The organism is Pseudomonas sp. JBR1 (assembly GCF_028198185.1).
In the GTDB taxonomy this organism is placed as follows: Bacteria; Pseudomonadota; Gammaproteobacteria; order Pseudomonadales; family Pseudomonadaceae; genus Chryseomonas; species Chryseomonas oryzihabitans_E.
Window position 1 is genome coordinate 1800229 of the sequence record NZ_CP116340.1, and the last position, 21943, is coordinate 1822171.

Consider the following 21943-nt stretch of genomic DNA (forward strand, 5'->3'; position numbering starts at 1 on the left):
GGATTACCGAGTTGGAGAGGCGGGCAATTCAGAAAGCGCCTGCTGCATGACGGCGATTTCCTGTTGTTGGGTGACAATGATCTCTTGGGCCAGACGGCGTAGGCGTTCGTTATGGCCATACCGCAATTGGATCCGTGCCATTTCGATCGCACCCTGGTGATGTGCCGTCATCTGGGTCACAAAGTCGCGGTCTACGTTGCCACTGCTGGGCTTGTGCATCGCGGCCATCATCTGATCCATGGCCTGACGGTTGTCGGCCTGCGCCGTGGCGGCGCTGCTATCAGGTTCGGCCCAGGCAATGGGAAGCACGAGCACCAGAAGGGTGACTGCCAACAACGGGTGTTTGACTGAAAACACGTGGCGCTCCAGCAGACTGGTGAGTTTCCAATGCAGACGTTTGTACGGTCTGGGTTATTCCATACCTACAAAAATAAAAATTGTGGGGAATAAAAGGTCAGCTCAAGCGTCTGTCAGCGATACCAGGGGAATGTCCATGCTTGATGACGCCATGCTTTCTCAGCTACTACCGTCTCTGCGTCGCTTCGCAAGATCGCTTACTCGTCACGAAGCCAGCGCCGATGACTTGGTCCAGAGTTGTCTAGAACGGGCGCTTACGCATGGGAACACGCGCTGTCCCGCCGGTGATGTGCGAGCCTGGCTGTTCACCATCCTGTACCGCCAATTCGTTGATGGCCGACGTCGTGAGCGCCGCTATGGTCGTCTGTTGGAGTGGCTGGGATTCCAAGAGGTCCCGGTTGAGCCTTCGGCTGAGACGATCTATCTGGATCAAGAAGCGTTGACGAATCTTGAGAGACTCAATGACGAACAGCGTGCCCTGCTGCTGTTGGTCGCGGTGGAAGGCATGAGCTATCGCGATGTATCACAGGCGCTTGGCATTCCACTGGGAACCGTCATGTCTCGTTTGGCGCGGGCACGCGCGGCCTTGAGACAGATCCACGAAAGTCCTTTGGCTACCGCCGCTTTGCGAGTATTGAAATGATGTATCGACCTCCTACTCCTGAAGAGTTGATGGCTTATGCCGACAATCAGTTGGATGCGCTGCGGCACGAGGAGGTGATGCGCTATCTTGCAACCCATCCGGAAGATGCCGCACGGGTAGCTGATATCCGCGAGCAGAATCGTCGGCTACGGCTGATTTTTTCTCCCGTGCTTGAGCCTTTACCGACACACCTTATGCCAGCAGTCGTGCGACACCGGATAGTCGCCAGACGTAAAAGACGTATGACTTATCTCGCTTCGCTAGTGCTGACGTTAGGCCTGGGTAGCGGCTTAGGGTGGCAGGCACGGGAATCGATGCTGCGGCGGGCGCACGTTCCAATGGCGGATGCCGTGGAGGCTTATCGACTATTTGCGAGCGCCGAGGGGCGGCCGCCAGTCGATGTAACCGGCCAGGACGGTGCGATTCAGCATTGGCTTGAAAGGACATTTGTGCAGGCGCCCGCCCTCCCTAACCTGGAGCGCTTCGGCTTGATCTCAGTGGGTGGTCGTCTCATGGCCACGGACACCGGCGCCGCCGCGATGGTGCTCTACCGGGATACGAAAGGGCGCCAAGTGATCTTCTATGTGCGGCATCCCAACAGCCAGCGCGACGTTGGCCACGGATCTCGTAGGGAAAGCGATGTTACGGCTGACTATTGGTCAGGACAGGGCTACAACTTTGCGTTGGTGAGTCCTAGCGAAGCATCGTTTGATACCTTGCGTGAGGCGATCTCGCAGAGGCCACCTCTCTAGTTCCCGTTCAGACCAGTGCTCGTTGCTTGAAACCAACCCTGTCCAACATTTGGGGGTCATTTCATGGCTGCGAAGAGCAAAGGGTACCCAGGCTTCCGGCCATAGTAGCCATATGCCGCCCCAACCTTCCGAGTAGTGATAGCGGTTTACCATTGTTCGCTTACCGCTGCTGATCGACAACGCAGGCCCAAGAATTACCAAGGGCATGCCATGTTCGATCTCTTTTTCAGGAAGAAAGCCCCACCCTCTGCGCCTGCAGGGTCCAGCAAACAGGGCTTCACCCAGCCGTCTGCAGGCCAGGATCTCCTGGCGCTCCCCCGCCGGCAGAAGCTCATGGAGAACATCTGGCAGCGGACGTCGCTGTCCAGCGAGCAGTTCGCCTCACTCTATCGGGATCCTCTCGGGCGCTACGCTGACTTGGTCCAGCAGCTTCCCGCTTCGGAGAACCACCACCACGCCTATCCCGGGGGCCTGCTCGATCACGGGCTGGAAATCGTCGCCTACGCACTGAAGATCAGGCAGAACTACCTCCTACCCATCGGCGCACCGCCCGAATCCCAAGCAGCCCAGGCGGAGGCGTGGTCAGCAGCGGTAGCTTACGGCGCCCTCCTCCACGACTTGGGCAAGATCGCCGTCGACATCGAGGTCGTCCTCGAGGACGGCAAGCCATGGCATCCCTGGCACGGTCGCATTGAGAAGCCCTACCGCTTCAGGTACGTCAAAGGTCGCGACTATCAGCTTCATGGCGCTGCCTCAGCACTCGTCTATTTCCAGGTGCTGCCTCCCCACGTGCTGGACTGGCTCAGTGGCTACCGTGAGCTATGGTCATCGCTGATCTTCGTGTTGGCCGGGCAATGCCAGCACGCTGGCGTACTGGGCGAGATGATCGTCCAGGCCGACCAGGCGAGTGTCGCCCAGGAGCTCGGTGCCAACCCGCAACGTGCGATGGAGGCCCCCAGGAACTCGATCCAGCGGCAGCTGGCCGATGGGTTGCGGACCCTGGTCATTGAGAAGTTCAAGCTGAACCAGCCAGAAGGGCCCTCGGACGGGTGGCTGACCCAGGATGCGCTATGGCTCGTCAGCAAGCCTGCCTCAGACCAGCTGCGGGCACTGATGCTCTCCCAAGGCGTAGAAGGTATCCCCACATCGAACGCCCCGTTCTTCAACCTAATCCAGGACCAGGCCATCATCCAGGTCAATGCTCAGGACAAGGCTATCTGGAAGGCAACGATCGACACGGGCCACGGCTGGAAGAACACCTTCACCTTACTCAAGGTTTCTCCTGCACTGATCTGGCCAGATCCTGCAGATCGACCAGCTCCCTTTACCGGCACACTTACACTCGAGCAGCCAGACGGCGCAGAGCCAGATCAGCAGCGGCCTGAACAAGTGAGTGGTAGCGTTGGGCCAGCATTTCCGCTAACACAAAATGTGACACATGTCACATCTTCACAAGAGATGCCTTCATCCGAAACACTGCCGCCGCCCGCATTCCAGACCGGTTTAGACTCCATGGACGAGACCCTTGCGCTAGCAGATGAACTCTTTGGTGAGGCGGCTCCATCTGCCGCAATTCCAACCCATCGGCCACTTCCTGACGCTGTCGAAGACGGCTTTACTGACCACATCACCGAGCACTTAGCTAAGGCACCTATTTCGTCTACGAACGCAGCTGATCTCGGTCAGGCTTTTGTAGCATGGACAAGGCAAGGCGTGCTTTCACACAAGCTGGTGATTAACGATGCCAAGGCACTGATTCACACAGTGGATGGCACCGCATTTCTTGTTAGCCCGGGATTATTCAAGCGCTATGTCCTGGAGCATCCTCACATACATGCGGATGCCAAGGCGCGTGGAATTGAAGCCTGGCAATTGGTCCAACGAGCTTTTGAAAAGCTCAAAACTAATCGTAAGACAGCGGACAATCTGAATATCTGGATATGCGAGGTCATCGGCCCGCGAAAATCTAAAACGCTTAAAGGCTATCTGCTGGAGGACCCTACTGCGATCTTTACGCATCCGCCCTTCGATAATGTAAGTCTGCGATTGCAGGTCACAGGAGCTAGCGAAAGTTGAATATCATTGATATCGCTAGCGAATACAACGAAACTCACGACCTCAGACCAGCGACTAGAGTTATATATCTAGCAGCGGCCCGAGCACTAAATCGCAGATTCGGTGACGACGTCGAACTGGAGAAGTTACATCATCGCGACATTCTGATCTGGCGCAAAGAGGCTCTAGATTCCGGACTGGCCAAACGCAGTTGGAATACGTACGCAAGCCATCTCAGAACACTCTTTAGTTATGCCATTTCTCAGGACTTATTGAGCATCCGGAAAAACCCCTTTACCGACACCTCTGTAGTTCCGCCTAGGAAGCGGAAGAAGACCGTACCTCACGAGGCCATTACCCAGGGTCGCAACCAGCTGATCAGACTTCAAGAGATAGAACGGGTGTCAGGCGAACGCAGCAGCATAACCCCTGCTTGGTTCTGGCTAGCCGTGTACGAGACCTTTCACTACACCGGGATACGTCTAAACTCTTTATTGAGCATACAGAGGCGAGACATCTGCTTAAGACGCAGAACCATTTATATTAGAAGCGAAGGAGATAAGACTCACAAAGAATTTCTCCTACCAATTCCTGGCCCTCTTTATGAGCACATAGACCGCATTGCAGCATGGGCAGATTCTTTGCACTTCAAAGCCACGGACCAACTATTTAATGTCAATAGGTTCTCCTCACATTACAGACGAGAAACTATGGATATCAATCAGATTGAAGCAATGTATAGAAAGCTCACGGCCATGGTAGGGACTCGGATGACTCCCCACCGGTTCAGGCACACCTTGGCGTCTGACTTGATGCGACAAGCTGATCGTAATATCCACGTAGCTAAGGCCCTACTGAACCACTCCAGTATCGCTACCACGATGGAATACATCGAGACGGATCCACACCAGATGCGTCATGTGCTGGAAGAACGTGCCGATAAGGTACCGAAGAACATGATCGTTCGAGTTGATTACAGCGCCCGGCAGCACCAGGAGCAACGACTAGATCCACCCAAGCCTTCCTCCCTGCCCTTTCAGCAACCGGCGAGCATCACAGGACCTGCCACACTAGAAGCGTTCGATCAGCTCGCAGAATGGATCAGCAACGGGGCACGACCGCTTACAGCGGTAGTAAGACGTGGATAGCTGAGCAGCGGAATACAAAGCGAAATGGCGCCCAGACCAGTTTGTGCCAGGCTCCGGGCGCCAGTTGATTCAGTTTGACATCATCAAACCACGAGGCTAGATTCCGCCACAGACGGCTGCTTGTCTGAGCTGAGGAAACGCAAAAACCCTCCATTGCGGAGGGTTTCTGGTGAAGATGGTGGGTCGTGTGGGATTCGAACCTACGACCAATTGGTTAAAAGCCAACTGCTCTACCGACTGAGCTAACGACCCGTTAGTGGCCGCCATTCTAGCGATTTTCTCTGGATAATCAACACCCTAGATAAAATTTTTTTACTGGTAGCGGGTGGGGTCGGAAATTCCGGCTGCCTTGAAGCCGTCGGCACGCAGGCGGCAGCTGTCGCAACGGCCGCAGGCCTCCCCTCCGCTGTTGGCCTGATAGCAGGACACGGTCAGCCCGTAGTCCACACCCAGGTCGGTGCCGGCCTGGACGATCTGCGCCTTGGACAGGAACTGCAACGGGGCTTCTATCTTGAAGGTATCCCCTTCCACGCCGGCCTTGGTGGCAAGATTGGCCAGGCGCTCGAAGGCCTCGACGAACTCCGGTCGGCAATCCGGATAGCCGGAATAGTCCACCGCGTTCACCCCAATGAAGAGATGACGAGCACCAAGCACCTCGGCCCACCCCAGGGCCAGCGACAGGAACACGGTGTTGCGCGCCGGTACATAGGTAACGGGAATGCCCTCGCCAGGCGTTTCCGGCACGGCGATATCCGGATCGGTGAGCGCTGAGCCGCCGATGCCATTGAGGTCCAGGCCGATCACCTTGTGTTCGACCACGCCAAGCTGGCGAGCTACGCGCTCGGCCGCCTGCAGTTCGGCTCTGTGCCGCTGGCCGTAGTCGAAGCTCATGGTGTAGCAGGCGAAGCCTTGAGCCTTTGCCATGGCGACGATGGTGGCGGAATCGAGGCCGCCGGAGAGAAGGATGACCGCTTTAGGCTGACTCATGCTTAGTGTCCCGGCTCGTCGTTCCAGAGAATCTTGTGCAGTTGCAATTGAAAACGCACGGGAAGGTTATCCGCCACGATCCACTCCGCCAGTTCGCGGGGCACCACCTGGCCGTGGCTGGGCGAAAACCACACTTCCCCCACTCGCTGGTCCAGGCGGTACTCGATCAGCTTGGAAACGGCCCAGTCGTAGTCTTCACGCGAGCAGATGACGAATTTCACCTGATCGTTCGGTGTGAGCTGAGCGATGTTGGCGTAAAGGTTGCGCCCCATTTCGCCCGATGCCGGGGTCTTGAGGTCCATCACCTTGCTGACGCGAACGTCCACCCCGCTGACATCCAGGGCACCGCTGGTTTCCAGGGACACCTCGTAGCCTGCATCGCAGAGTTGCTCAAGTAGTTTGAGGCAATTGGGCTGGGCCAGTGGCTCGCCGCCCGTTACGCAGATATGTCGCGGGCGGTAGCTGGCGACCTGCTCGAGGATGGCATCGAGGTGATGGATCTCGCCACCGGTGAACGCATAGGCCGTGTCGCAGTACTGACAGCGCAGTGGGCAGCCGGTGAGGCGGACGAAGACCGTGGGAAGGCCGGCAGTGCGGGCTTCACCCTGGAGCGAATAGAAGATTTCGGTAAGACGTAAGGTATCTTTTTGCATAGAAGCCACGGGCGTGACGGCTACACAGGCCATCCGCCTCCGTTGCGGTAGATAGAAGAAAAAAGCCTGCGCTAGGGCAGGCTTTTCAGGTCCCGCTGCGCCAGCTGCGCAGCGGAGGTTCCGGGATATTGGCTGATGACCTGCTGGTACATGCCCTTGGCCCGGTCGGTGCGGCCGAGCTTCTGCTCGACGCCACCCAGTTTGTACAGCGAATCCGGCACCTTGTTACTGGTGGGATAGGCCTGGCTGACCTTGGCGAAGGCCTGACCCGCAGCCTGCAGATCACCCTTGGCCAGATTCACCTCACCCAGCCAGTACTGAGCGTTGCCCGCGTACTGGCTGTTGGGATACTTGCGCAGAAACGCATTGAACGCCTGGCTGGCCTTGTCGAAATCCTTGGCTTTGATCAGATCGAAGGCAGCGTCGTAGTACAGCTTTTCCTTCGCCGGATCGCCCGGTTCGCTACTGGCAGCCGGTGCACCTGCGGAGGCAGGCGGAGTCGGCGTGTTGTTGGCCGCGATGGCACCACCCTGGGCGGCACCTCCAGCGGCTCCAGCACCTGCGTTGGCAGGGGCGGAAGAAAGCTGGGAAATTCGGCCATCCAGATCCTGGTAACGATCCAATCCTTCCTGCTTGAGCTGGCGGATCTCGTTTTCCTGAACCTCGACCTGGCCACGCAGGCGAGCGATATCGTCCTGCATCTGTTGCAACTGCATGAACAGTTGACCCATACCGGAAACGGGAGCCCCGTTTCCGGCACTGGTCGCGCCTGCACCGCCATAAGCCTGCCCAGCGGACTGGGCAGTGCCATAGCTACCATCCTGTACGGGAACCTGAGCCCCGGCGACAACCGGTACACCGAGGGTCAGGGCGATCAAGAACTGCAGGCGCTTGGACATCGTTTATTACTTCTTCAGCTCAACGCGACGGTTCTGAGCCCAGGAAGCTTCGTCGTGACCGACGGCAACCGGACGCTCTTTACCGTAGGAAACCAGTTCCAGCTGAGCCGGGGACACGCCCTGCAGTACCAGGTAGCGCTGAACGGCCTTGGCACGACGCTCGCCCAGTGCCAGGTTGTACTCGCGGGTACCGCGCTCGTCGGTGTGACCTTCCAGAACGACGCGCTGGCCGCTGGCCTTCAGGTCGCGAGCGTGAACGTCCAGAGCGCGCATGGCTTCCGGCTTCAGGTCGGAGCTGTCGTACTCGAAGTAGAAGGTGGTGATGGCGCGCAGAGCGGCTTCGTCGCCCATGCTGCCGTCAACGGCACCGGCGTTGGCGCCGTAGCCAGCGTTCGGGTCGACAGCACCGGCGCCAGCGCCAGCACCAGCGCCTTCACCGGAGGCGTCGCCGCCCTTGGAGGAACAGCCCACGGCGACGGCCATGGCCAGAGCCAGTGCAGCGAACTTGCCGAATTTCAGCATTTCCATCATGTAACTCCTAAAAGAACCGCAATGTTGGTGTATCTAAGGACTTTTCTAATTAGCCGTCAGTTCAGGTAAGGAGACCAGGAAGGCTCGCGCACATCACCCTGGGCGGTGGGAAGAGGAATCCGGACGCGACCATTGATGGATACAAGCATCAGTACGCCTCGGTCCTGCTGGCGGGTGGCGTAGATTAGCATGGTGCCATTGGGCGCAACAGTGGGCGAGTCGTTCAGGCTGGTGTTGGAAAGTACCCGAACAGAGCCGCGTTGAAGGTCCTGAGCAGCGATCTGGAAGTTGGTGAAACCTTCCTGACGATGCACCATGACCAGGGTCTTTTCGTCCGCCGAAAGTTTCGGGTTGGCGTTGTAGTTGCCGACGAAAGTCACGCGCTCAGCGCCTCCGCCATTAACGCCGGTTTTGTAGATCTGCGGCTTGCCGGAGCGGTCGGAGGTGAAGTAGATGGTCTGGCCATCCTTGCCCCAGAACGGCTCGGTATCAATGGAGGAGTCATTCGTCACACGACGGATGGCACGGGATCCCAGGTCCATCACGTAGATCTCGGGGTTGCCGTCCTTGGACAGCACGAATGCCAGGCGATTGCCATCAGGCGAAAACGCCGGGGCACCGTTGAGGCCTTCGAAGTTGGTCAGCTGCTCGCGACGACCCGTATCGATGTATTGCATGAAGATGCGCGGGCGTTGCTGCTCGAAGGAGACATAGGCGATGCGCTTGCCATCCGGCGCGAAGCGCGGCGACAGGATCGGCTCGCGAGACTGCAGCAGGGTTACCGAGCGAGCACCGTCGTAGTCGGCGCGCTGCAGGGTGTAGCGGGTATTGGTCGCGGAGAAGCGCTCGGCGGTGACATAGAGGATGCGCGTCGAGAAGGCGCCCTTCACGCCGGTCAGCTTTTCATAGGCCTGGTCGGAGATGAAATGCGCCATGTCGCGCAGCTGATCGGTGCTGCCGCCGACATTGCCGGTGAGGACCTGCTGCTCGGTGGAGACGTTGAACAGCGCGTACTGGATCTGCAGCCGACCACCATTGGGTACGACGCTGCCGACCAGCACGTAGTTGGCGCCCAGGGCTTTCCAGTCACGGAAGATGACTTCGCTGGCCTGGGTCGGTTGACTCAGCATGTTCTGGCGCGGAATCGGCGAGAACACGCCCGAATTGCGCATGTCATCGCTGACGATGTTGGCCAGGTCCTCGGGCAGCGGCTGACCACCCTGCCACCCGAAGGGCACGACGGCGATCGGGATGGCGCGATCACTACCGCTGGAAATCACCAGCGGATCGGCCGCCTGGGCGGAGCCCACCACCAGGACCAGGCCCAGCAGAATGTAACGGATCAGGGTGTTCACAGACTCAGGTCCTCCGGTTTGAAGATCATGCGGCGCTGGCGGTACAGCTGGTCGAAGGTCTTGCGATCCAGCTGCTGCAGCTCACGGATACGACCGACGTTACGCACGGCCGACACCGCTGAATTATCGAATTCCTTGTTGCCACTGGAGCGGGTCACCGTCGCGCTGGTAATGGTGCCATCCGGCAGCATGTTGATCTGCACCTCGACGCTCATGCCATTGCGCGCCGACTGCGGACGCGTCCACTGCTCGCTGACCAGACGCACGATCAGATCATCGAAGCTCGATGCCACTTCGTCGCCCTGCTCTTCGGCCAGTGCCTGCTGCCGCTGGGTATCATCGGACAACAGCTCGGCCAGTGCCTGCGCCTTCTTGTCTTCCGCTGCCTTGCGAGCAGCCGCCTGGGCGGCCTTCTTCTTGGCGTCGTCAGCCGCTTTCTTCTTCGCCGCTTCCGCTGCCGCTTCCTTCTTGGCAGCTTCGGCCGCAGCTTTCTGTTTGGCTTCTTCCGCCGACTTCTGCTTGGCCGCTTCTGCTGCGGCTTTCTTCGCCGCCTCCTCGGCTGCCTTCTGTTTGGCAGCTTCGTCGGCCTTCTTCTTGGCGATGTCCGCCTGCTTCTTCTGCTCGGCGGCCTGCTTGGCCTCTGCGGCCGCCTTGGCGGCTTCGGACTGTTTCTCAGCCTCAGCCTTGGCTTCGGCGGCCTTGGCCGCCGCTTCCGCTTGCTGCGCCTTTCGAGCGTCGTCGGCTTTCTTTTGTTCCGCGGCCTGTTGCTGGGCTTCCTTCTGTTGCTGAGCCGCCTTGGCCGCCGCCGCTTCACGCTGGGCTTCCTGTTGCTGGCGACGCTGCTCCAGTTGTTCCTGCTCGTACTGTTTGGCCGCGGTCTTCTTCGCCTCACCGGCCAGCTTCTGCTCCGTCTGGACCTGGGCCGAGCTCTTGGATTTGAGCTGGACCAGGGTCGCCTGGACGACCGGGCGCGACTGGGGCAATTCAGGCGTGAAGGCGAAGCTGACGAACAGCAGGCCGAAAATCAGCACATGCAGGGCGACTGCCCAGATGGCCGGCCAGAAATAACTTTCGGACGACGAACGCTCGCGGTGTCGCATCAAGGCGCCTCGGTAATCAACCCGACGTTGGGCACGCCGGCCTGCTGCAAGGCACCCATGGCGCCAGCGACGACGCCATAGTTGGCGGCCTTGTCACCCCGGATGAACACCTGGGTGTCCGCACGCTGACGCATGATGGCACCGACCTGCTGACTCAGTTGTGGGAGGGACACCGCCGTAGAGGACTTGGCCTTCTGATCGGTATCCACCTCGGAACCGACGTTCCAGTAGTAGGTGCCGTCGGCCTTCACCGAGACGGTGAGGATCTGCTTGTCGTTGTCCTGCGGCAGGGCTTGGCTGTCGACCTTGGGCAGGTCGACCTTGACGCCCTGGTTGAGCATGGGCGCCGTCACCATGAAGATGACGAGGAGCACCAACATCACGTCGATGTAGGGCACCACGTTCATCTCGGCGACGGGCTTGCGTTTCTTGCGGCGAGGGACCATGGGATACCTCTTTATTCGTCGCTGGTGTGGACTTTGCGGTGCAGGATGGCCTGGAATTCGTCCGCAAAGGTGTAGTAGCGGTTGATCAGCATTTCCGAACGGGCGGCGAAGCGGTTGTAGGCCACGACGGCGGGAATGGCGGCGAACAGACCGATGGCGGTGGCGATCAGGGCTTCGGCGATGCCGGGCGCTACGGTGGCCAGGGTCGCCTGCTGCGCCGTGGACAGGCCGCGGAAGGAGTTCATGATGCCCCAGACGGTACCGAACAGACCGACATAGGGGCTGGTGGAACCGACGGTGGCCAGGAACGGCAGGGCTTGCTCGAGCTTCTCTTCCTCACGGGAGATAGCCACGCGCATGGCGCGCGAGACGCCTTCCATCACGGCATCGGGATCCACACCGGGCTGCTGACGCAGACGGGAGAACTCCTTGAAACCGGCGCGGAAGATCTGCTCGACGCCGGAATCCGGATCGGGGTTGCTGCCGGCCTGGCGGTACAGCTTGGACAGATCGATGCCCGACCAGAATTTCTCTTCGAAGGTATCCAGGGAACGCTTGGCGGCGCGCATGGCATTGCTACGCTGGATGATCATGATCCAGGACGTGACAGAGGCTGCGACCAGGATGAGCATCACCAATTGCACCACCAGACTGGCGTTGGCGATGAGGCTCCACATGGACGTATGGTCGACGTTGGGTTGCACGCTTAATCTCCTGATTGAATTGACGCCGGATTTCCGGCAAGAACCGTTCGCATGGCCTCGGGCATGGCCCTGGGCCTGAAACTGTCGGCACGCACACAGGCGACCGTCACCCACCCTTCACAGAGCAGGACATCATCCTTAGCTCGCCGAACCTCCTGGTGAAACCTGAGGCTGGCACGCTTCGCTTCGACCACCTCGGCACCGATCAACAATTCGTCATCCAGGCGCGCGGGCGCATGGTAGCGCGCTTCGCTGCTGTGGACGACGAAGAGCAGATTGTCCCGAGCGAGTTCGGACTGGGCATAGCCCAGCGCGCGCAGTCGCTCGGTGCGGGCGCGTTCCATGAACTTGAGGTAGTTGACGTAGTAGACGATGCCGCCGGCATCGGTATCTTCGTAGTAGACACGACACCTGAGGACGGACGGCGACGGGCTCCGCGATTGCGCGTGCATACTCTAGAACCTAGCCTCGCCGTTGCCAATCAGAAATGTTCGCAACTGCATTTAGTTACCATTGACCTCGAACAGATCGGGCGTACCACCCTGGACCAGACGAGAGGGCAGATTGAGCCCGAAATGCAGATAGGCATGTCGGGTCACCACCCGCCCGCGCGGCGTGCGCATGATATAGCCTTGCTGGATCAGATAGGGTTCCAACACGTCTTCGATGGTGTGACGCTCTTCGCTGATGGCAGCGGCAAGGCTGTCGACCCCGACCGGACCGCCATCGAACTTGTCGATCATGGTCAGCAACAGGCGGCGATCCTGGTGATCGAAGCCTTGGGCATCGACATCCAGCAAGTCGAGGGCGCGACTGGCGATGTCGTGGCTGATATGGCCCTGCCCGCGTACTTCGGCGAAGTCCCGCACCCGGCGCAGCAGACGGTTGGCGATCCGTGGCGTACCACGCGCGCGGCGGGCGATTTCCAGGGCGCCTTCGGCTTCGATGGCGAGACCGAGGATGCCGGCCGAACGGGTAACGATGGTAGCCAGGTCCGCCGTGCCGTAGAACTCCAGGCGCTGGACGATCCCGAAGCGGTCACGCAGGGGGTTGGTCAGCATCCCGGCGCGGGTGGTCGCGCCCACCAGGGTGAAGGGCGGCAGATCCAGCTTGATGGAGCGCGCGGCCGGGCCCTCGCCGATCATGATGTCGAGCTGGTAGTCCTCCATCGCCGGATAGAGTACCTCCTCGACGATGGGCGACAGCCGATGGATCTCGTCGATGAACAGCACGTCGCCCGCTTCCAGATTGGTCAGCAAGGCGGCGAGATCGCCTGGGCGCTCCAGCACGGGACCAGAGGTACTTTTCAGGGAAACGCCCATTTCCTGGGCGATGATATTGGCCAGGGTGGTCTTGCCCAGACCGGGCGGACCAAAGATCAGGGTGTGGTCGAGTGCCTCTCCCCTGCCCTTCGCCGCCTGGATGAACAGGCCCATCTGGTCGCGCACCACGGGCTGGCCGATATAGTCCGCCAGGCGCACCGGGCGAATGGCGCGATCCTGGACCTCCTCGCGGTCGCGGCCGCCGGCCGAGATGATTCGATCGGTTTCTATCATGGGATCAGACCATGCCCTTCAGGGCGCGACGGATGAGTTCCTCGCTGGAAAGGTCTTCCCCTTCCACGGCGGCGACGGCGCGACTGGCCTCCTGGGGCTTGAAGCCCAGGGAGACCAGGGCGCTGACCGCATCGGCCTCGGCACTGGCCGCGACGGAGGCCTGGTTCGGTAGCACCAGGGGAGCGATCGCGGGCAGATTTTCCCAGGCCTTGAAACGGTCCTTCAGCTCGACCAGCAGGCGCTCGGCGGTCTTCTTGCCCACCCCGGGCACCTTGACCAGGGCGGCCGTGTCCTGGGCTTGCACACAGCGAACCAATTCATCCACCTCGAGACTGGACATCAACGCCAGGGCCAGCTTGGGACCGACACCGTTGAGCCGGATCAGCTCGCGAAACAGCTCACGCTCGCGTTTTTCACCGAACCCGTACAGCAGGTGCGCATCTTCCCGTACCACGAGGTGGGTATGCAATGTGACGACCTCGCCCTGGGCCGGCAGCCGATAAAGGGTCGTCATGGGCACTTCGACCTCGTAGCCGACTCCGCCCACGTCGAGCAGGAGATGGGGCGGCTGCTTTTCCGCCAGGGTGCCACGTAGACGACCGATCACAGGGATACCTTCCTACTTCTGGAGCGAGATGTTCGAACGGATGAAGCTAGAGACGCAGCCGGCCGCCACGTCGACGGGTCGCCAACAGGCCATGAGGCACCAGGCTCTGCCGGGTATGGGCATGGCACAGGGCGATGGCCAGGGCGTCGGAGGCGTCGATCTGCGGCTTTTCGGTCAGCCGCAGCAGGTGCATGACCATCAGCATCACCTGCTGCTTGTCCGCCCCGCCGTTGCCAACCACGGCCTGCTTGACCTGGCTCGCGGTGTACTCGGAGATCTCCAGGCCACCCTCGGCACCGGCTACGATGGCCGCGCCGCGGGCCTGACCCAGCTTGAGCGCCGAATCGGCGTTGCGTGCCATGAACACCTGCTCGATGCCCATGGTGACCGGCCCGTACTGGGCGATGACGTCGCGCACCCCGCGATAGACGATCTGCAACCGTTCCGGCAACGGACCGTTACCGGTTCGGATGCAGCCCGAGGCCACGTATTCGCAGCCGCGCCCGGTGTCGCGCACCACGCCAAAGCCGGTCAGCCGGGAGCCCGGATCGATACCCAGGACCAGGGTGCCCGGAGCATCTGGCGGCAGGCGCTCGTAGAGGGACATCAGCCGAGCTGCGCCATGACGTCGTCGGGGATTTCGGCGTTGGAATAGACGTTCTGCACGTCGTCCAGGTCTTCGAGCATGTCGATCAGCTTGAGCACCTTTTGCGCGGTGTCCAGGTCCAGGGTCGCGGAAGTCGAGGGGATCATGGTCACCTCGGCTTCGTCGGCCTTGTAGCCGGCAGCGGTCAGGGCTTCGTTGACGGCGATGAAGTCGGCGAAGCTGGTGAAGACGTCGATGGAGCCATCATCGTTGGCCACCACGTCATCGGCACCCGCTTCTAAAGCGGCTTCCATCAGGGCGTCTTCGTCCAGGCCGGGGGCGTAGCTGATCTGGCCCTTGCGCTCGAACAGATAGGCGACCGAACCATCGGTGCCCAGGTTGCCACCGCACTTGTTGAAGGCATGCCGGACTTCGGCCGCGGTGCGGTTGCGGTTGTCGGTCATGGCTTCGACGATGATGGCGACGCCGCTCGGAGCGTAACCCTCATAGGTCAGTTCCTCGACGTTCTCGCCTTCACCGGCGCCCACACCACGGGCGATGGCCCGGTCGATGGTGTCGCGGGTCATGTTGGCAGTGAGCGCCTTGTCCACCGCCAGACGCAGGCGAGGGTTGTCGGCCGGAATGCCACCGCCCTGGCGCGCGGCCACGGTCAGCTCACGGATGATCTTGGTGAAGATCTTGCCTTTCTTGGCATCCTGGCGTTCTTTGCGATGCTTGATGTTGGCCCATTTGGAATGACCGGCCATAAGCTACTCCAATGTCTTGACGAAGACTGCGCCGGCCGCGATGGCCGCGACGCAATGAAAAAGGGAAACGGAGGGCGCCGACTTGGGCACCCTCCTCCGGTAAGGCTTATTCCGCCTTGGGCTGCTCGCGCAGGCGGATGTGCAGCTCGCGCAGGGCCTTGGCGTCGACGGCGCCGGGCGCCTGGGTCATGACGTCGGCCGCGCTCTGGGTCTTCGGGAAGGCGATGACTTCACGAATCGACGAGGCGCCGGTCATCAGCATCACCAGGCGATCCAGGCCGAAGGCCAGGCCACCATGGGGCGGCGCGCCAAACTTCAGGGCGTCCAGCAGGAAGCCGAACTTCTCTTCCTGTTCCTCTTCGCTGATACCCAATACCTCGAAGACGGCTTGCTGCATCTTCTTGTCATGGATACGAATGGAGCCGCCGCCCAGTTCGGTGCCGTTAAGCACCATGTCGTAGGCACGCGACAGCGCGGCACCGGGGTTGGCCTGGAGCTCCTGGGGGCTGCACTTGGGCGACGTGAAGGGGTGGTGCATGGCGGTCAGGCTGCCGTCGTCGTTTTCCTCGAACATCGGGAAGTCGACCACCCACAGCGGCGCCCACTGACAGGTCAGCAGGTTCAGGTCGTGACCGAGCTTAATGCGCAGGGCACCCAGGGCTTCGGACACGATCTTGGCCTTGTCCGCACCAAAGAACACGATGTCGCCATCCACCGCGCCGACGCGGTCCAGGATGACATTGATGTTGTCCAGCGGGATGTTCTTGACGATGGGCGACTGCAGGCCTTCGACGCCAGCGGCGCGCTCGTTGACCTTGATGTAGGCCAGACCCTTGGCGCCGTAGATGCCGACGAACTTGGTGTAGTCGTCGATCTGCTTGCGCGGCATGCTCGCCCCGCCCGGTACGCGCAGGGCAGTGACGCGGCACTTGGGATCGTTGGCCGGGCCGGCGAAGACCTTGAAGTCGACGGCCTTGAGCTGGTCTTCCACGTCCACCAGTTCCAGCGGAATGCGCAGGTCCGGCTTGTCCGAACCGAAGCGACGCATGGCTTCGGCCAGGGTCATGTGTGGAAGCGTACCGAATTCGACGTCCAGCACTTCCTTGAACAGGTTGCGCACCATGGTCTCGGTGATGTCCATGATATCTTTTTCATCGAGGAAGCTGGTCTCGATGTCGATCTGGGTGAATTCCGGCTGGCGGTCGGCGCGCAGGTCTTCGTCACGGAAGCACTTGGCGATCTGGTAGTAGCGGTCGAAGCCGGCGACCATCAGCAGCTGCTTGAACAGCTGGGGCGACTGCGGCAAGGCGAAGAAGCTGCCGGGATGGGTGCGGCTGGGCACCAGATAGTCGCGAGCACCCTCGGGGGTGGCCCGGGTCAGGATCGGGGTTTCCACATCGAGAAAACCGTTCTCGTCCAGGTAGCGGCGGATGCTGGAGGTGATGCGCGAACGCAGCTTCAGCTTCTCGGCCATCTCCGGACGACGCAGGTCGATGAACCGATAGCGCAGACGAGTCTCTTCACCCACATCGGTGTACTCGTTGAGCGGGAACGGCGGGGTTTCCGCTTCGTTGAGCACTTCCAGCTCATAGCCCAGCACCTCGATGGCACCGGAGGCCATGTTGGCATTGCGGGCGCCTTCAGGACGCAGGCGCACCTTGCCGGTGAGCTTGACCACGTATTCGCTGCGCACGCGGTCGGCCTTGGCGAAGGTTTCGGCGCGATCCGGATCGAACACCACCTGGGCCAGGCCTTCGCGATCGCGGATGTCGAGGAAGATGACCCCGCCGTGGTCACGGCGGCGGTGGACCCAACCGCAGAGGGTGATTTCCTGGCCGTCCAGGCTCTCGTTCAACTGGCCGCAATAGTGGCTGCGCATCATGGTCGTGTTTTCGCTTCTCTAGAACAGGCTGAATGCGTGGAGGCGCCGGGCCAGCAGGACCGGGCGCTCGACTGAACGGGAGATTCTATATCATCCGTCACGATTTTACCGTAGCCGGGCACGCAGCTCGACATGCCGACACTGGCTAAACGGCCAGCGGTTCTGTGATAGCCTCGAAGCCCTTCGCAACCGACGCACAGGAGCCGTCAGCATGGAAATCAACATCGGAATCGCCGAACAGGATCGCGCCGAGATCGCCGAGGGCCTGTCGCGCCTCCTGGCCGACACCTACACCCTCTATCTGAAGACCCACAACTTCCACTGGAACGTCACCGGGCCGATGTTCAACACCCTGCACCTGATGTTCGAGACCCAGTACACCGAGCTGGCGGTCGCGGTGGACGACATCGCCGAGCGTATCCGCGCCCTGGGCTTCCCGGCACCGGGCACCTACGCTGCCTATGCGCGCCTGTCGAGCATCAAGGAGGAAGCAGGAGTACCGGACGCGCAGGAGATGATCCGCCTGCTGGTGCAGGGTCAGGAAGCCGTGGTGCGTACTGCCCGGGGCATCTTCCCGCTGCTGGACAAGGTCAATGACGAGCCCACCGCCGATCTGCTGACCCAGCGCATGCAGACCCACGAGAAGACCGCCTGGATGCTGCGCAGCCTGCTCGCCGCCTGAGTCAGAGCACCGTCGCCGGCCACGACCGGCGACGGTGCCACGATTGAGCAGCCCTCACCTTTTGGGTTTAATAAGGATGCGCGTTTTGCGCCGGGTCACTCCGCTGTCGGGCAACGTACCGGCAGTTTCGGCAGACCCGTGTTCTTGAACCCAAGGTGATTTCACATTGAACACGTTATCTACTGTCCATGTCGTGGTGGGCGCTGCCGCGCTCCTGTTATCGGCTATTCCCGGACTGCAGTCCGACACCTCGTCCTTCGATCAACCCGAGTCCATCCATCTGGCCCTGCTGGGTCTTGCCACCCTTCTATTCACGCCCTTCTCCCGCAGCCGCAGCAGTGGCACCCAGAAACTCGCCAGCGCCCTGCTGGTGATCGCCGTCGTGGCCCAGACCTTCATCCTGCTGGCGCCCCTCGAGCAGATCGGCGGCCTGCCGGCTGAACTGCTGCCGCTGGGGCTGACCCTGGTCGCCGCCCTGGCCAGCCTGCCGGAAAAGTTTCGTGGGCCGGCCGGCAGCGCTCCCACGGCCGATGCCGAGGCGCGTCCACGCCCGGTGGCACGCGCGGCTGCAGCCCCTGCCCCGGCACGTCCGCTGGCCGATGACCGCGAGCGTGGCACGGTGAAGTGGTTCAACACCTCCAAGGGCTTCGGCTTCATCTCCCGCGATACCGGCGACGACATCTTCGTGCACTTCCGCGCGATCCGTGGCGAAGGTCATCGGGTGCTGATGGAAGGCCAGCGCGTGGAGTTCTCGGTGATCCAGCGGGACAAGGGCCTGCAAGCCGAGGACGTGGTCATCGCGGCCTGATCTCTGTCAGCAAAAAGAAAGGCCGCCCTCGGGCGGCCTTTCTTTTTAGACGAGCGTCACTGCCGCTGGGCGGCGGCGGCCTTGCTGTCGTTCATGCCGGTGGTGTTGCCGAGCAGGCTGGCCGTGGCGGTCTGGATGAAGGCTTCCAGGCGCTTCTGCAACTCGGGCATATTGGTGTCACCCTTGATCACTTCGCCACCGGCCTGGGTACCCAGGTGATAGCGATAGAGCACGGCGTCCCGGTCACGCGGCTTGACCAGGATGTGATCGCCGGTCACCAGGGCCACGGTCTGGTCGCTGCCCGACGGCTTGATCACGGCCACGCCCTGATCGCCCTGGGGCAGGCCCAGCAGGTCACGGCCCCAGCACTGGTGCTGAGTCGGCTTGCCGAAGCGCGCCAGCACGGTAGGCACCACGTCGATCTGGCTGCCCACGGTATCGCGACGGGCGCCAAAGGTTTCCTGCACGCCCGGACCGATCAACAGCAGCGGCACGTTGAAGCGCGACAGGTCCATCTCGGTGATCTGCTCGTTGTTGCCGAAGCCGTGGTCGCCGAGGATCACGAACAGGGTGTCCTGGTACCAGGGCTCGTGCTTGACCTTGGCGAAGAACTGGCCCAGCGACCAGTCGGCGTAGCGCATGGCGGTGAGGTGTTCGTCGAGCGAGCCATGGCCGGTGACCGGCGCGACCGGCAGGTCCTTGGGTAGCGCATAGGGGGTGTGGTTGGACAGGGTCTGCAAGAGCGCATAGAAAGGCTTGCCGTCCGGCGCCTTGGCCAGTTTGTCCAGTTCCTGCACCGAGCGGTCGAACATGTCCTGGTCGGACACGCCCCAGGTCGGATCCATGAACACCGGATTCACGAAGTCCTCACGCCCGACGAAGCTGGTCATGCCCTGGTTGCTGAAGAAGCCGGACTGGTTGTCCCACTGGAAGTTGCCGTTGTAGACATAGACGTCGTCGAAGCCACGGGTGCTGAGCAGCTGCGGCAGGCCGGAGAACTGGTGGGCACCCTCGGGCATGCGCATCAGGTACTCGAAGGCCGGCAGATTGGGGAAGCAGGCCATGGTGGCGAACATGCCCTGGTGGGTATGGGTGCCGTTGGAGAAGAAGCGGGTGAACAGGGTGCCCTGCTTGGCCAGGGCGTCGAAGTTCGGGGTGATGCCGTCTTCGTTGCCCAGGGCGCCGATGTACCGCCCGGCCATGCTTTCCATGAGGATGACCACCACGTTGCGCACCTTGGGCAACTGGCCGTCGGCAGGCGGGGTATAGATCCGGCGAATGGCGGCCTTGTCGGCGTCGATCAGCTCATCGCGCGGGGTCAGCAGCATCTGCCGGGTGACCGCCAGCGCATCGGCGGCGGGCATGGTCGCCTTCCAGCTGTTGTCGCGGTGATCGGAGAAGCTGTTCTCGGCCGCGTCGATCAGCGTCAGGGTGCCGTTCAGGCCGAGGTGGTTGGCGAACATGGAATCCGTGGTATAGGCATCGCCCCAGCGCAGCGGCGGACCGGATCTCAGGGTGCCACGCGCGGCGATGACGGCCACCACCAGGCAGAGCATGAATACCGCACCCCGGCGATACCAGGCCGCAGGCTTTGGCGCGGCATGGCGGCGGGTAGCCCGCTCGATACCAAAGAACACCAGTCCCAGCAACAGGGTCGCCACGGCCCAGGCCAGCAGCAGGCGTACCACCGGGAAGCCGTTCCAGATCATGCTGGTGACGGTGTGCAGGTCTTCCTGCAGGTACTGGAAGACCAGGCTGTTCAACCGCTGGTGGAATTCCCGATAGAAATTCAGCTCGCCGACGCCCAGCAACAGACAGAGGCTGGCGGCCAGGGTGAACCAGCTGGCCTGCAGCCGGCGTGCGGCCATGGCTCTCAGGCTGAACAGGCAGAACAGCGAGGGCGCGCAGATATAGACCACCAGGCGCAGGTCGAAGCGGGCGCCGTTGAAGAAGGCTTCGGCAAAGGTCGCGAAGGGCGACTCACCGATCAGATCGGTGTTGTAGCCCAGCATCGCCAGGCGCAGCAGGGTGAACATGACCATCAGCGCCAGGCCGCAGCCCAAGACGAAACTCAGGTGGCTGCCCAGCGTCGGCACCGGCCGGACGCCAGCGGCGCGTGGGGATTGGGGGACTTCCGTTTGCGACATGAAAACACCTTGTCAAAAGCAGCAGGGATTCGCGGCGAATGGCCAGCGGCACGAGATCGGCCACGCAGAGGCCTCGAGCGCGGTCGGCAGGCGTGGGAGTTTAACCCTCCGGCGCGATCACGCCAGTCTTGGCACGCACTGGTTGAGCGAAGCGAGACCTTGGCCGCGTCGACAGCCGCCCAGCCTGACCAGACCCGCGTCAAAATTTCGTCAAAAACTGCTCTGAATGCGACGCCAGCGCAGGCATGGGCGGCAGCCGCCGCTTGCAGTAAAATTGCGCACCTTTGACCGCTCCAGCGCCGTATTCAGGATGCCCCATGGCTCACCGTGACGCTCTGCAGGTGCTTCGCACCTACCTGACCAGCCAGATCCTTGGCCAGGAAACCCTGGTGGAGCGCCTGCTCATCGCCGTGCTGGCGGATGGTCACCTGCTGGTGGAAGGCGCCCCGGGGCTGGCCAAGACCAAGGCCATCAAGGACCTGGCCGAAGGCCTGGAGGCAGACTTCCACCGCATCCAGTTCACCCCCGACCTGCTGCCCGCCGACATCACCGGCACCGAGATCTATCGCCCGGACACGGCGACCTTCTCCTTCCAGCAAGGGCCGATCTTCCACAACCTGGTCCTGGCCGACGAGATCAACCGGGCACCGGCCAAGGTGCAGTCCGCGCTACTGGAGGCCATGGCCGAGCGCCAGGTGAGCATCGGCCGCACCTCCTATCCCCTGCCCGACCTCTTCCTGGTGATGGCCACCCAGAATCCCATTGAGCAGGAAGGCACCTATCCCCTGCCCGAGGCTCAGCTCGACCGTTTCCTGATGCACGTCAAGATCGGCTATCCGGACGCCTCGGTGGAGCGCCGCATCCTGGCGCAGGCCCGTGGCGAAGCCCTGGACGGCGAGACCCTGCCGACCGAGCGCGTCACCCAGGCGGCCATCAACGCCGCGCGCCGTGAGGTGCTCGGGCTGTATATGGCCGACGCCGTGGAGGAGTACCTGGTCCAGCTGATCATGGCGACCCGTACCCCGGGCCGTTTCGACCAGGACCTGGCGCACTGGATCACCTATGGTGCCAGTCCGCGCGGCTCCATCGCCCTGGATCGCTGCGCTCGCGCCCATGCCTGGCTGGCGGGGCGGGACTTCGTCAGCCCGGAAGACATCCAGGCGGTGGTCTTCGACGTCCTCCGTCATCGCGTCATCCTGTCCTTCGAGGCGGAGGCCGCCGGTATCGACCATGACCGGGTGGTGCAGCGCATCCTCGATCTGGTGGCCGTGGCCTGAG

23 protein-coding genes, 1 tRNA gene and 1 pseudogene are annotated in these 21943 nt (G+C 61.7%); 8 read left to right on the forward strand and 17 right to left on the reverse strand.

The annotated features are described in order from the left end of the window. Nucleotides 1-3 precede the first annotated feature (3 nt). Complete coding sequence (locus PJ259_RS08315; protein WP_051398701.1) at nucleotides 4-357, reverse strand: DUF305 domain-containing protein; 354 nt, start codon at nucleotides 355-357, stop codon at nucleotides 4-6. A gap of 130 nt (nucleotides 358-487) precedes the next feature. Between PJ259_RS08315 and PJ259_RS08320 the strand changes: the two genes are divergently transcribed. From PJ259_RS08320 to PJ259_RS08335, 4 genes are all read left to right on the forward strand, one after another. Then, nucleotides 488-1000, forward strand: a complete 513-nt coding sequence (locus PJ259_RS08320; protein WP_027597937.1) for an RNA polymerase sigma factor — start codon at nucleotides 488-490, stop codon at nucleotides 998-1000. Between the two features lie 29 nt (nucleotides 1001-1029). Continuing rightward, on the forward strand, nucleotides 1030-1752 hold the full coding sequence (locus PJ259_RS08325; protein WP_271655446.1) for an anti-sigma factor family protein: 723 nt from the start codon (nucleotides 1030-1032) through the stop codon (nucleotides 1750-1752). A 210-nt stretch (nucleotides 1753-1962) separates the two neighbouring features. Further along, the gene (gene mobH / locus PJ259_RS08330; RefSeq protein WP_271655447.1) at nucleotides 1963-3828 is read left to right on the forward strand and encodes a MobH family relaxase; all 1866 of its coding nucleotides are present in this window, start codon (nucleotides 1963-1965) and stop codon (nucleotides 3826-3828) included. Nucleotides 3829-4256: 428 nt separating this feature from the next. Then, entirely contained in the window at nucleotides 4257-4955 is a 699-nt protein-coding gene (locus PJ259_RS08335) for a site-specific integrase (protein WP_271655850.1), read from the forward strand. Between the two features lie 176 nt (nucleotides 4956-5131). Here the strand turns inward: PJ259_RS08335 and PJ259_RS08340 are convergent. The 15 genes from PJ259_RS08340 to aspS all read right to left on the reverse strand — a co-directional run bounded on the left by PJ259_RS08340 (nucleotide 5132) and on the right by aspS (nucleotide 17028). Beyond that, nucleotides 5132-5207 (reverse strand) — tRNA-Lys (locus tag PJ259_RS08340). 60 nt (nucleotides 5208-5267) lie between these two features. After that, entirely contained in the window at nucleotides 5268-5942 is a 675-nt protein-coding gene (gene queC, locus PJ259_RS08345) for a 7-cyano-7-deazaguanine synthase QueC (protein ID WP_271655448.1), read from the reverse strand. Nucleotides 5943-5944: 2 nt separating this feature from the next. Next, complete coding sequence (queE, locus tag PJ259_RS08350) at nucleotides 5945-6595, reverse strand: 7-carboxy-7-deazaguanine synthase QueE (RefSeq protein WP_271655449.1); 651 nt, start codon at nucleotides 6593-6595, stop codon at nucleotides 5945-5947. Nucleotides 6596-6666: 71 nt separating this feature from the next. Further along, complete coding sequence (ybgF, locus tag PJ259_RS08355) at nucleotides 6667-7494, reverse strand: tol-pal system protein YbgF (RefSeq protein ID WP_059315505.1); 828 nt, start codon at nucleotides 7492-7494, stop codon at nucleotides 6667-6669. Between the two features lie 6 nt (nucleotides 7495-7500). After that, a complete protein-coding gene (pal, locus tag PJ259_RS08360) occupies nucleotides 7501-8022 on the reverse strand; it encodes a peptidoglycan-associated lipoprotein Pal (protein WP_058791633.1) in 522 nt (173 codons plus the stop codon). Nucleotides 8023-8081: 59 nt separating this feature from the next. Continuing rightward, entirely contained in the window at nucleotides 8082-9380 is a 1299-nt protein-coding gene (gene tolB, locus PJ259_RS08365) for a Tol-Pal system beta propeller repeat protein TolB (protein WP_059315506.1), read from the reverse strand. After that, nucleotides 9377-10480, reverse strand: coding sequence for a cell envelope integrity protein TolA (tolA, locus tag PJ259_RS08370; RefSeq protein WP_059315507.1), 1104 nt, complete (start codon nucleotides 10478-10480; stop codon nucleotides 9377-9379). The genes tolB and tolA overlap by 4 nt, the downstream gene beginning before the upstream one ends. Continuing rightward, nucleotides 10480-10926: a protein TolR gene (tolR, locus tag PJ259_RS08375; protein WP_059315508.1), complete on the reverse strand. Its 447-nt coding sequence runs from the start codon at nucleotides 10924-10926 to the stop codon at nucleotides 10480-10482. The genes tolA and tolR overlap by 1 nt, the downstream gene beginning before the upstream one ends. A gap of 11 nt (nucleotides 10927-10937) precedes the next feature. Continuing rightward, nucleotides 10938-11630 carry a protein TolQ gene (gene tolQ / locus PJ259_RS08380; RefSeq protein WP_059315509.1) on the reverse strand — a complete coding sequence of 231 codons (693 nt, stop codon included), beginning with the start codon at nucleotides 11628-11630 and terminating at the stop codon, nucleotides 10938-10940. A 2-nt stretch (nucleotides 11631-11632) separates the two neighbouring features. Further along, the gene (gene ybgC / locus PJ259_RS08385; RefSeq protein WP_271655450.1) at nucleotides 11633-12082 is read right to left on the reverse strand and encodes a tol-pal system-associated acyl-CoA thioesterase; all 450 of its coding nucleotides are present in this window, start codon (nucleotides 12080-12082) and stop codon (nucleotides 11633-11635) included. Between the two features lie 51 nt (nucleotides 12083-12133). Further along, on the reverse strand, nucleotides 12134-13186 hold the full coding sequence (gene ruvB, locus PJ259_RS08390; RefSeq protein ID WP_271655451.1) for a Holliday junction branch migration DNA helicase RuvB: 1053 nt from the start codon (nucleotides 13184-13186) through the stop codon (nucleotides 12134-12136). Between the two features lie 4 nt (nucleotides 13187-13190). Then, complete coding sequence (ruvA, locus tag PJ259_RS08395; protein ID WP_271655452.1) at nucleotides 13191-13793, reverse strand: Holliday junction branch migration protein RuvA; 603 nt, start codon at nucleotides 13791-13793, stop codon at nucleotides 13191-13193. A gap of 46 nt (nucleotides 13794-13839) precedes the next feature. After that, entirely contained in the window at nucleotides 13840-14400 is a 561-nt protein-coding gene (ruvC, locus tag PJ259_RS08400) for a crossover junction endodeoxyribonuclease RuvC (RefSeq protein WP_007160336.1), read from the reverse strand. After that, entirely contained in the window at nucleotides 14400-15146 is a 747-nt protein-coding gene (locus PJ259_RS08405) for a YebC/PmpR family DNA-binding transcriptional regulator (RefSeq protein ID WP_059315513.1), read from the reverse strand. Before PJ259_RS08405 ends, ruvC begins: the two co-directional genes overlap by 1 nt. Nucleotides 15147-15252: 106 nt before the next feature. Then, on the reverse strand, nucleotides 15253-17028 hold the full coding sequence (gene aspS, locus PJ259_RS08410) for an aspartate--tRNA ligase (protein WP_271655453.1): 1776 nt from the start codon (nucleotides 17026-17028) through the stop codon (nucleotides 15253-15255). Between the two features lie 211 nt (nucleotides 17029-17239). Between aspS and PJ259_RS08415 the strand changes: the two genes are divergently transcribed. From PJ259_RS08415 to PJ259_RS08420, 3 genes and pseudogenes are all read left to right on the forward strand, one after another. Further along, nucleotides 17240-17710, forward strand: coding sequence for a Dps family protein (locus tag PJ259_RS08415; protein ID WP_059315515.1), 471 nt, complete (start codon nucleotides 17240-17242; stop codon nucleotides 17708-17710). 166 nt (nucleotides 17711-17876) lie between these two features. After that, nucleotides 17877-18185 (forward strand): annotated as a pseudogene (locus tag PJ259_RS22785) (cold shock domain-containing protein membrane protein); the annotation flags it as partial. A 117-nt stretch (nucleotides 18186-18302) separates the two neighbouring features. Beyond that, a complete protein-coding gene (locus PJ259_RS08420; RefSeq protein WP_160923550.1) occupies nucleotides 18303-18518 on the forward strand; it encodes a cold shock domain-containing protein in 216 nt (71 codons plus the stop codon). Between the two features lie 56 nt (nucleotides 18519-18574). Here the strand turns inward: PJ259_RS08420 and PJ259_RS08425 are convergent, their stop codons facing one another. Beyond that, entirely contained in the window at nucleotides 18575-20665 is a 2091-nt protein-coding gene (locus PJ259_RS08425) for an LTA synthase family protein (RefSeq protein WP_271655454.1), read from the reverse strand. Between the two features lie 317 nt (nucleotides 20666-20982). Between PJ259_RS08425 and PJ259_RS08430 the strand changes: the two genes are divergently transcribed. Then, on the forward strand, nucleotides 20983-21942 hold the full coding sequence (locus PJ259_RS08430) for an AAA family ATPase (protein ID WP_059315518.1): 960 nt from the start codon (nucleotides 20983-20985) through the stop codon (nucleotides 21940-21942). Nucleotide 21943 lies beyond the last annotated feature (1 nt).

Bases quoted from the DNA above. Each gene is read 5' to 3' on its own strand.
- aspS (WP_271655453.1), bottom strand. From the start codon at position 17,028: ATGATGCGCAGCCACTATTGCGGCCAGTTGAACGAGAGCCTGGACGGC.
- PJ259_RS08320 (WP_027597937.1), top strand. From the start codon at position 488: ATGTCCATGCTTGATGACGCCATGCTTTCTCAGCTACTACCGTCTCTG.
- tolA (WP_059315507.1), bottom strand. From the start codon at position 10,480: ATGCGACACCGCGAGCGTTCGTCGTCCGAAAGTTATTTCTGGCCGGCC.
- PJ259_RS08425 (WP_271655454.1), bottom strand. From the start codon at position 20,665: ATGTCGCAAACGGAAGTCCCCCAATCCCCACGCGCCGCTGGCGTCCGG.
- PJ259_RS08325 (WP_271655446.1), top strand. From the start codon at position 1,030: ATGGCTTATGCCGACAATCAGTTGGATGCGCTGCGGCACGAGGAGGTG.
- PJ259_RS08430 (WP_059315518.1), top strand. From the start codon at position 20,983: ATGGCTCACCGTGACGCTCTGCAGGTGCTTCGCACCTACCTGACCAGC.
- PJ259_RS08405 (WP_059315513.1), bottom strand. From the start codon at position 15,146: ATGGCCGGTCATTCCAAATGGGCCAACATCAAGCATCGCAAAGAACGC.
- ybgC (WP_271655450.1), bottom strand. From the start codon at position 12,082: ATGCACGCGCAATCGCGGAGCCCGTCGCCGTCCGTCCTCAGGTGTCGT.
- ruvB (WP_271655451.1), bottom strand. From the start codon at position 13,186: ATGATAGAAACCGATCGAATCATCTCGGCCGGCGGCCGCGACCGCGAG.
- queE (WP_271655449.1), bottom strand. From the start codon at position 6,595: ATGCAAAAAGATACCTTACGTCTTACCGAAATCTTCTATTCGCTCCAG.
- PJ259_RS08415 (WP_059315515.1), top strand. From the start codon at position 17,240: ATGGAAATCAACATCGGAATCGCCGAACAGGATCGCGCCGAGATCGCC.
- mobH (WP_271655447.1), top strand. From the start codon at position 1,963: ATGTTCGATCTCTTTTTCAGGAAGAAAGCCCCACCCTCTGCGCCTGCA.
- ruvC (WP_007160336.1), bottom strand. From the start codon at position 14,400: ATGTCCCTCTACGAGCGCCTGCCGCCAGATGCTCCGGGCACCCTGGTC.
- tolR (WP_059315508.1), bottom strand. From the start codon at position 10,926: ATGGTCCCTCGCCGCAAGAAACGCAAGCCCGTCGCCGAGATGAACGTG.
- pal (WP_058791633.1), bottom strand. From the start codon at position 8,022: ATGGAAATGCTGAAATTCGGCAAGTTCGCTGCACTGGCTCTGGCCATG.
- queC (WP_271655448.1), bottom strand. From the start codon at position 5,942: ATGAGTCAGCCTAAAGCGGTCATCCTTCTCTCCGGCGGCCTCGATTCC.
- ybgF (WP_059315505.1), bottom strand. From the start codon at position 7,494: ATGTCCAAGCGCCTGCAGTTCTTGATCGCCCTGACCCTCGGTGTACCG.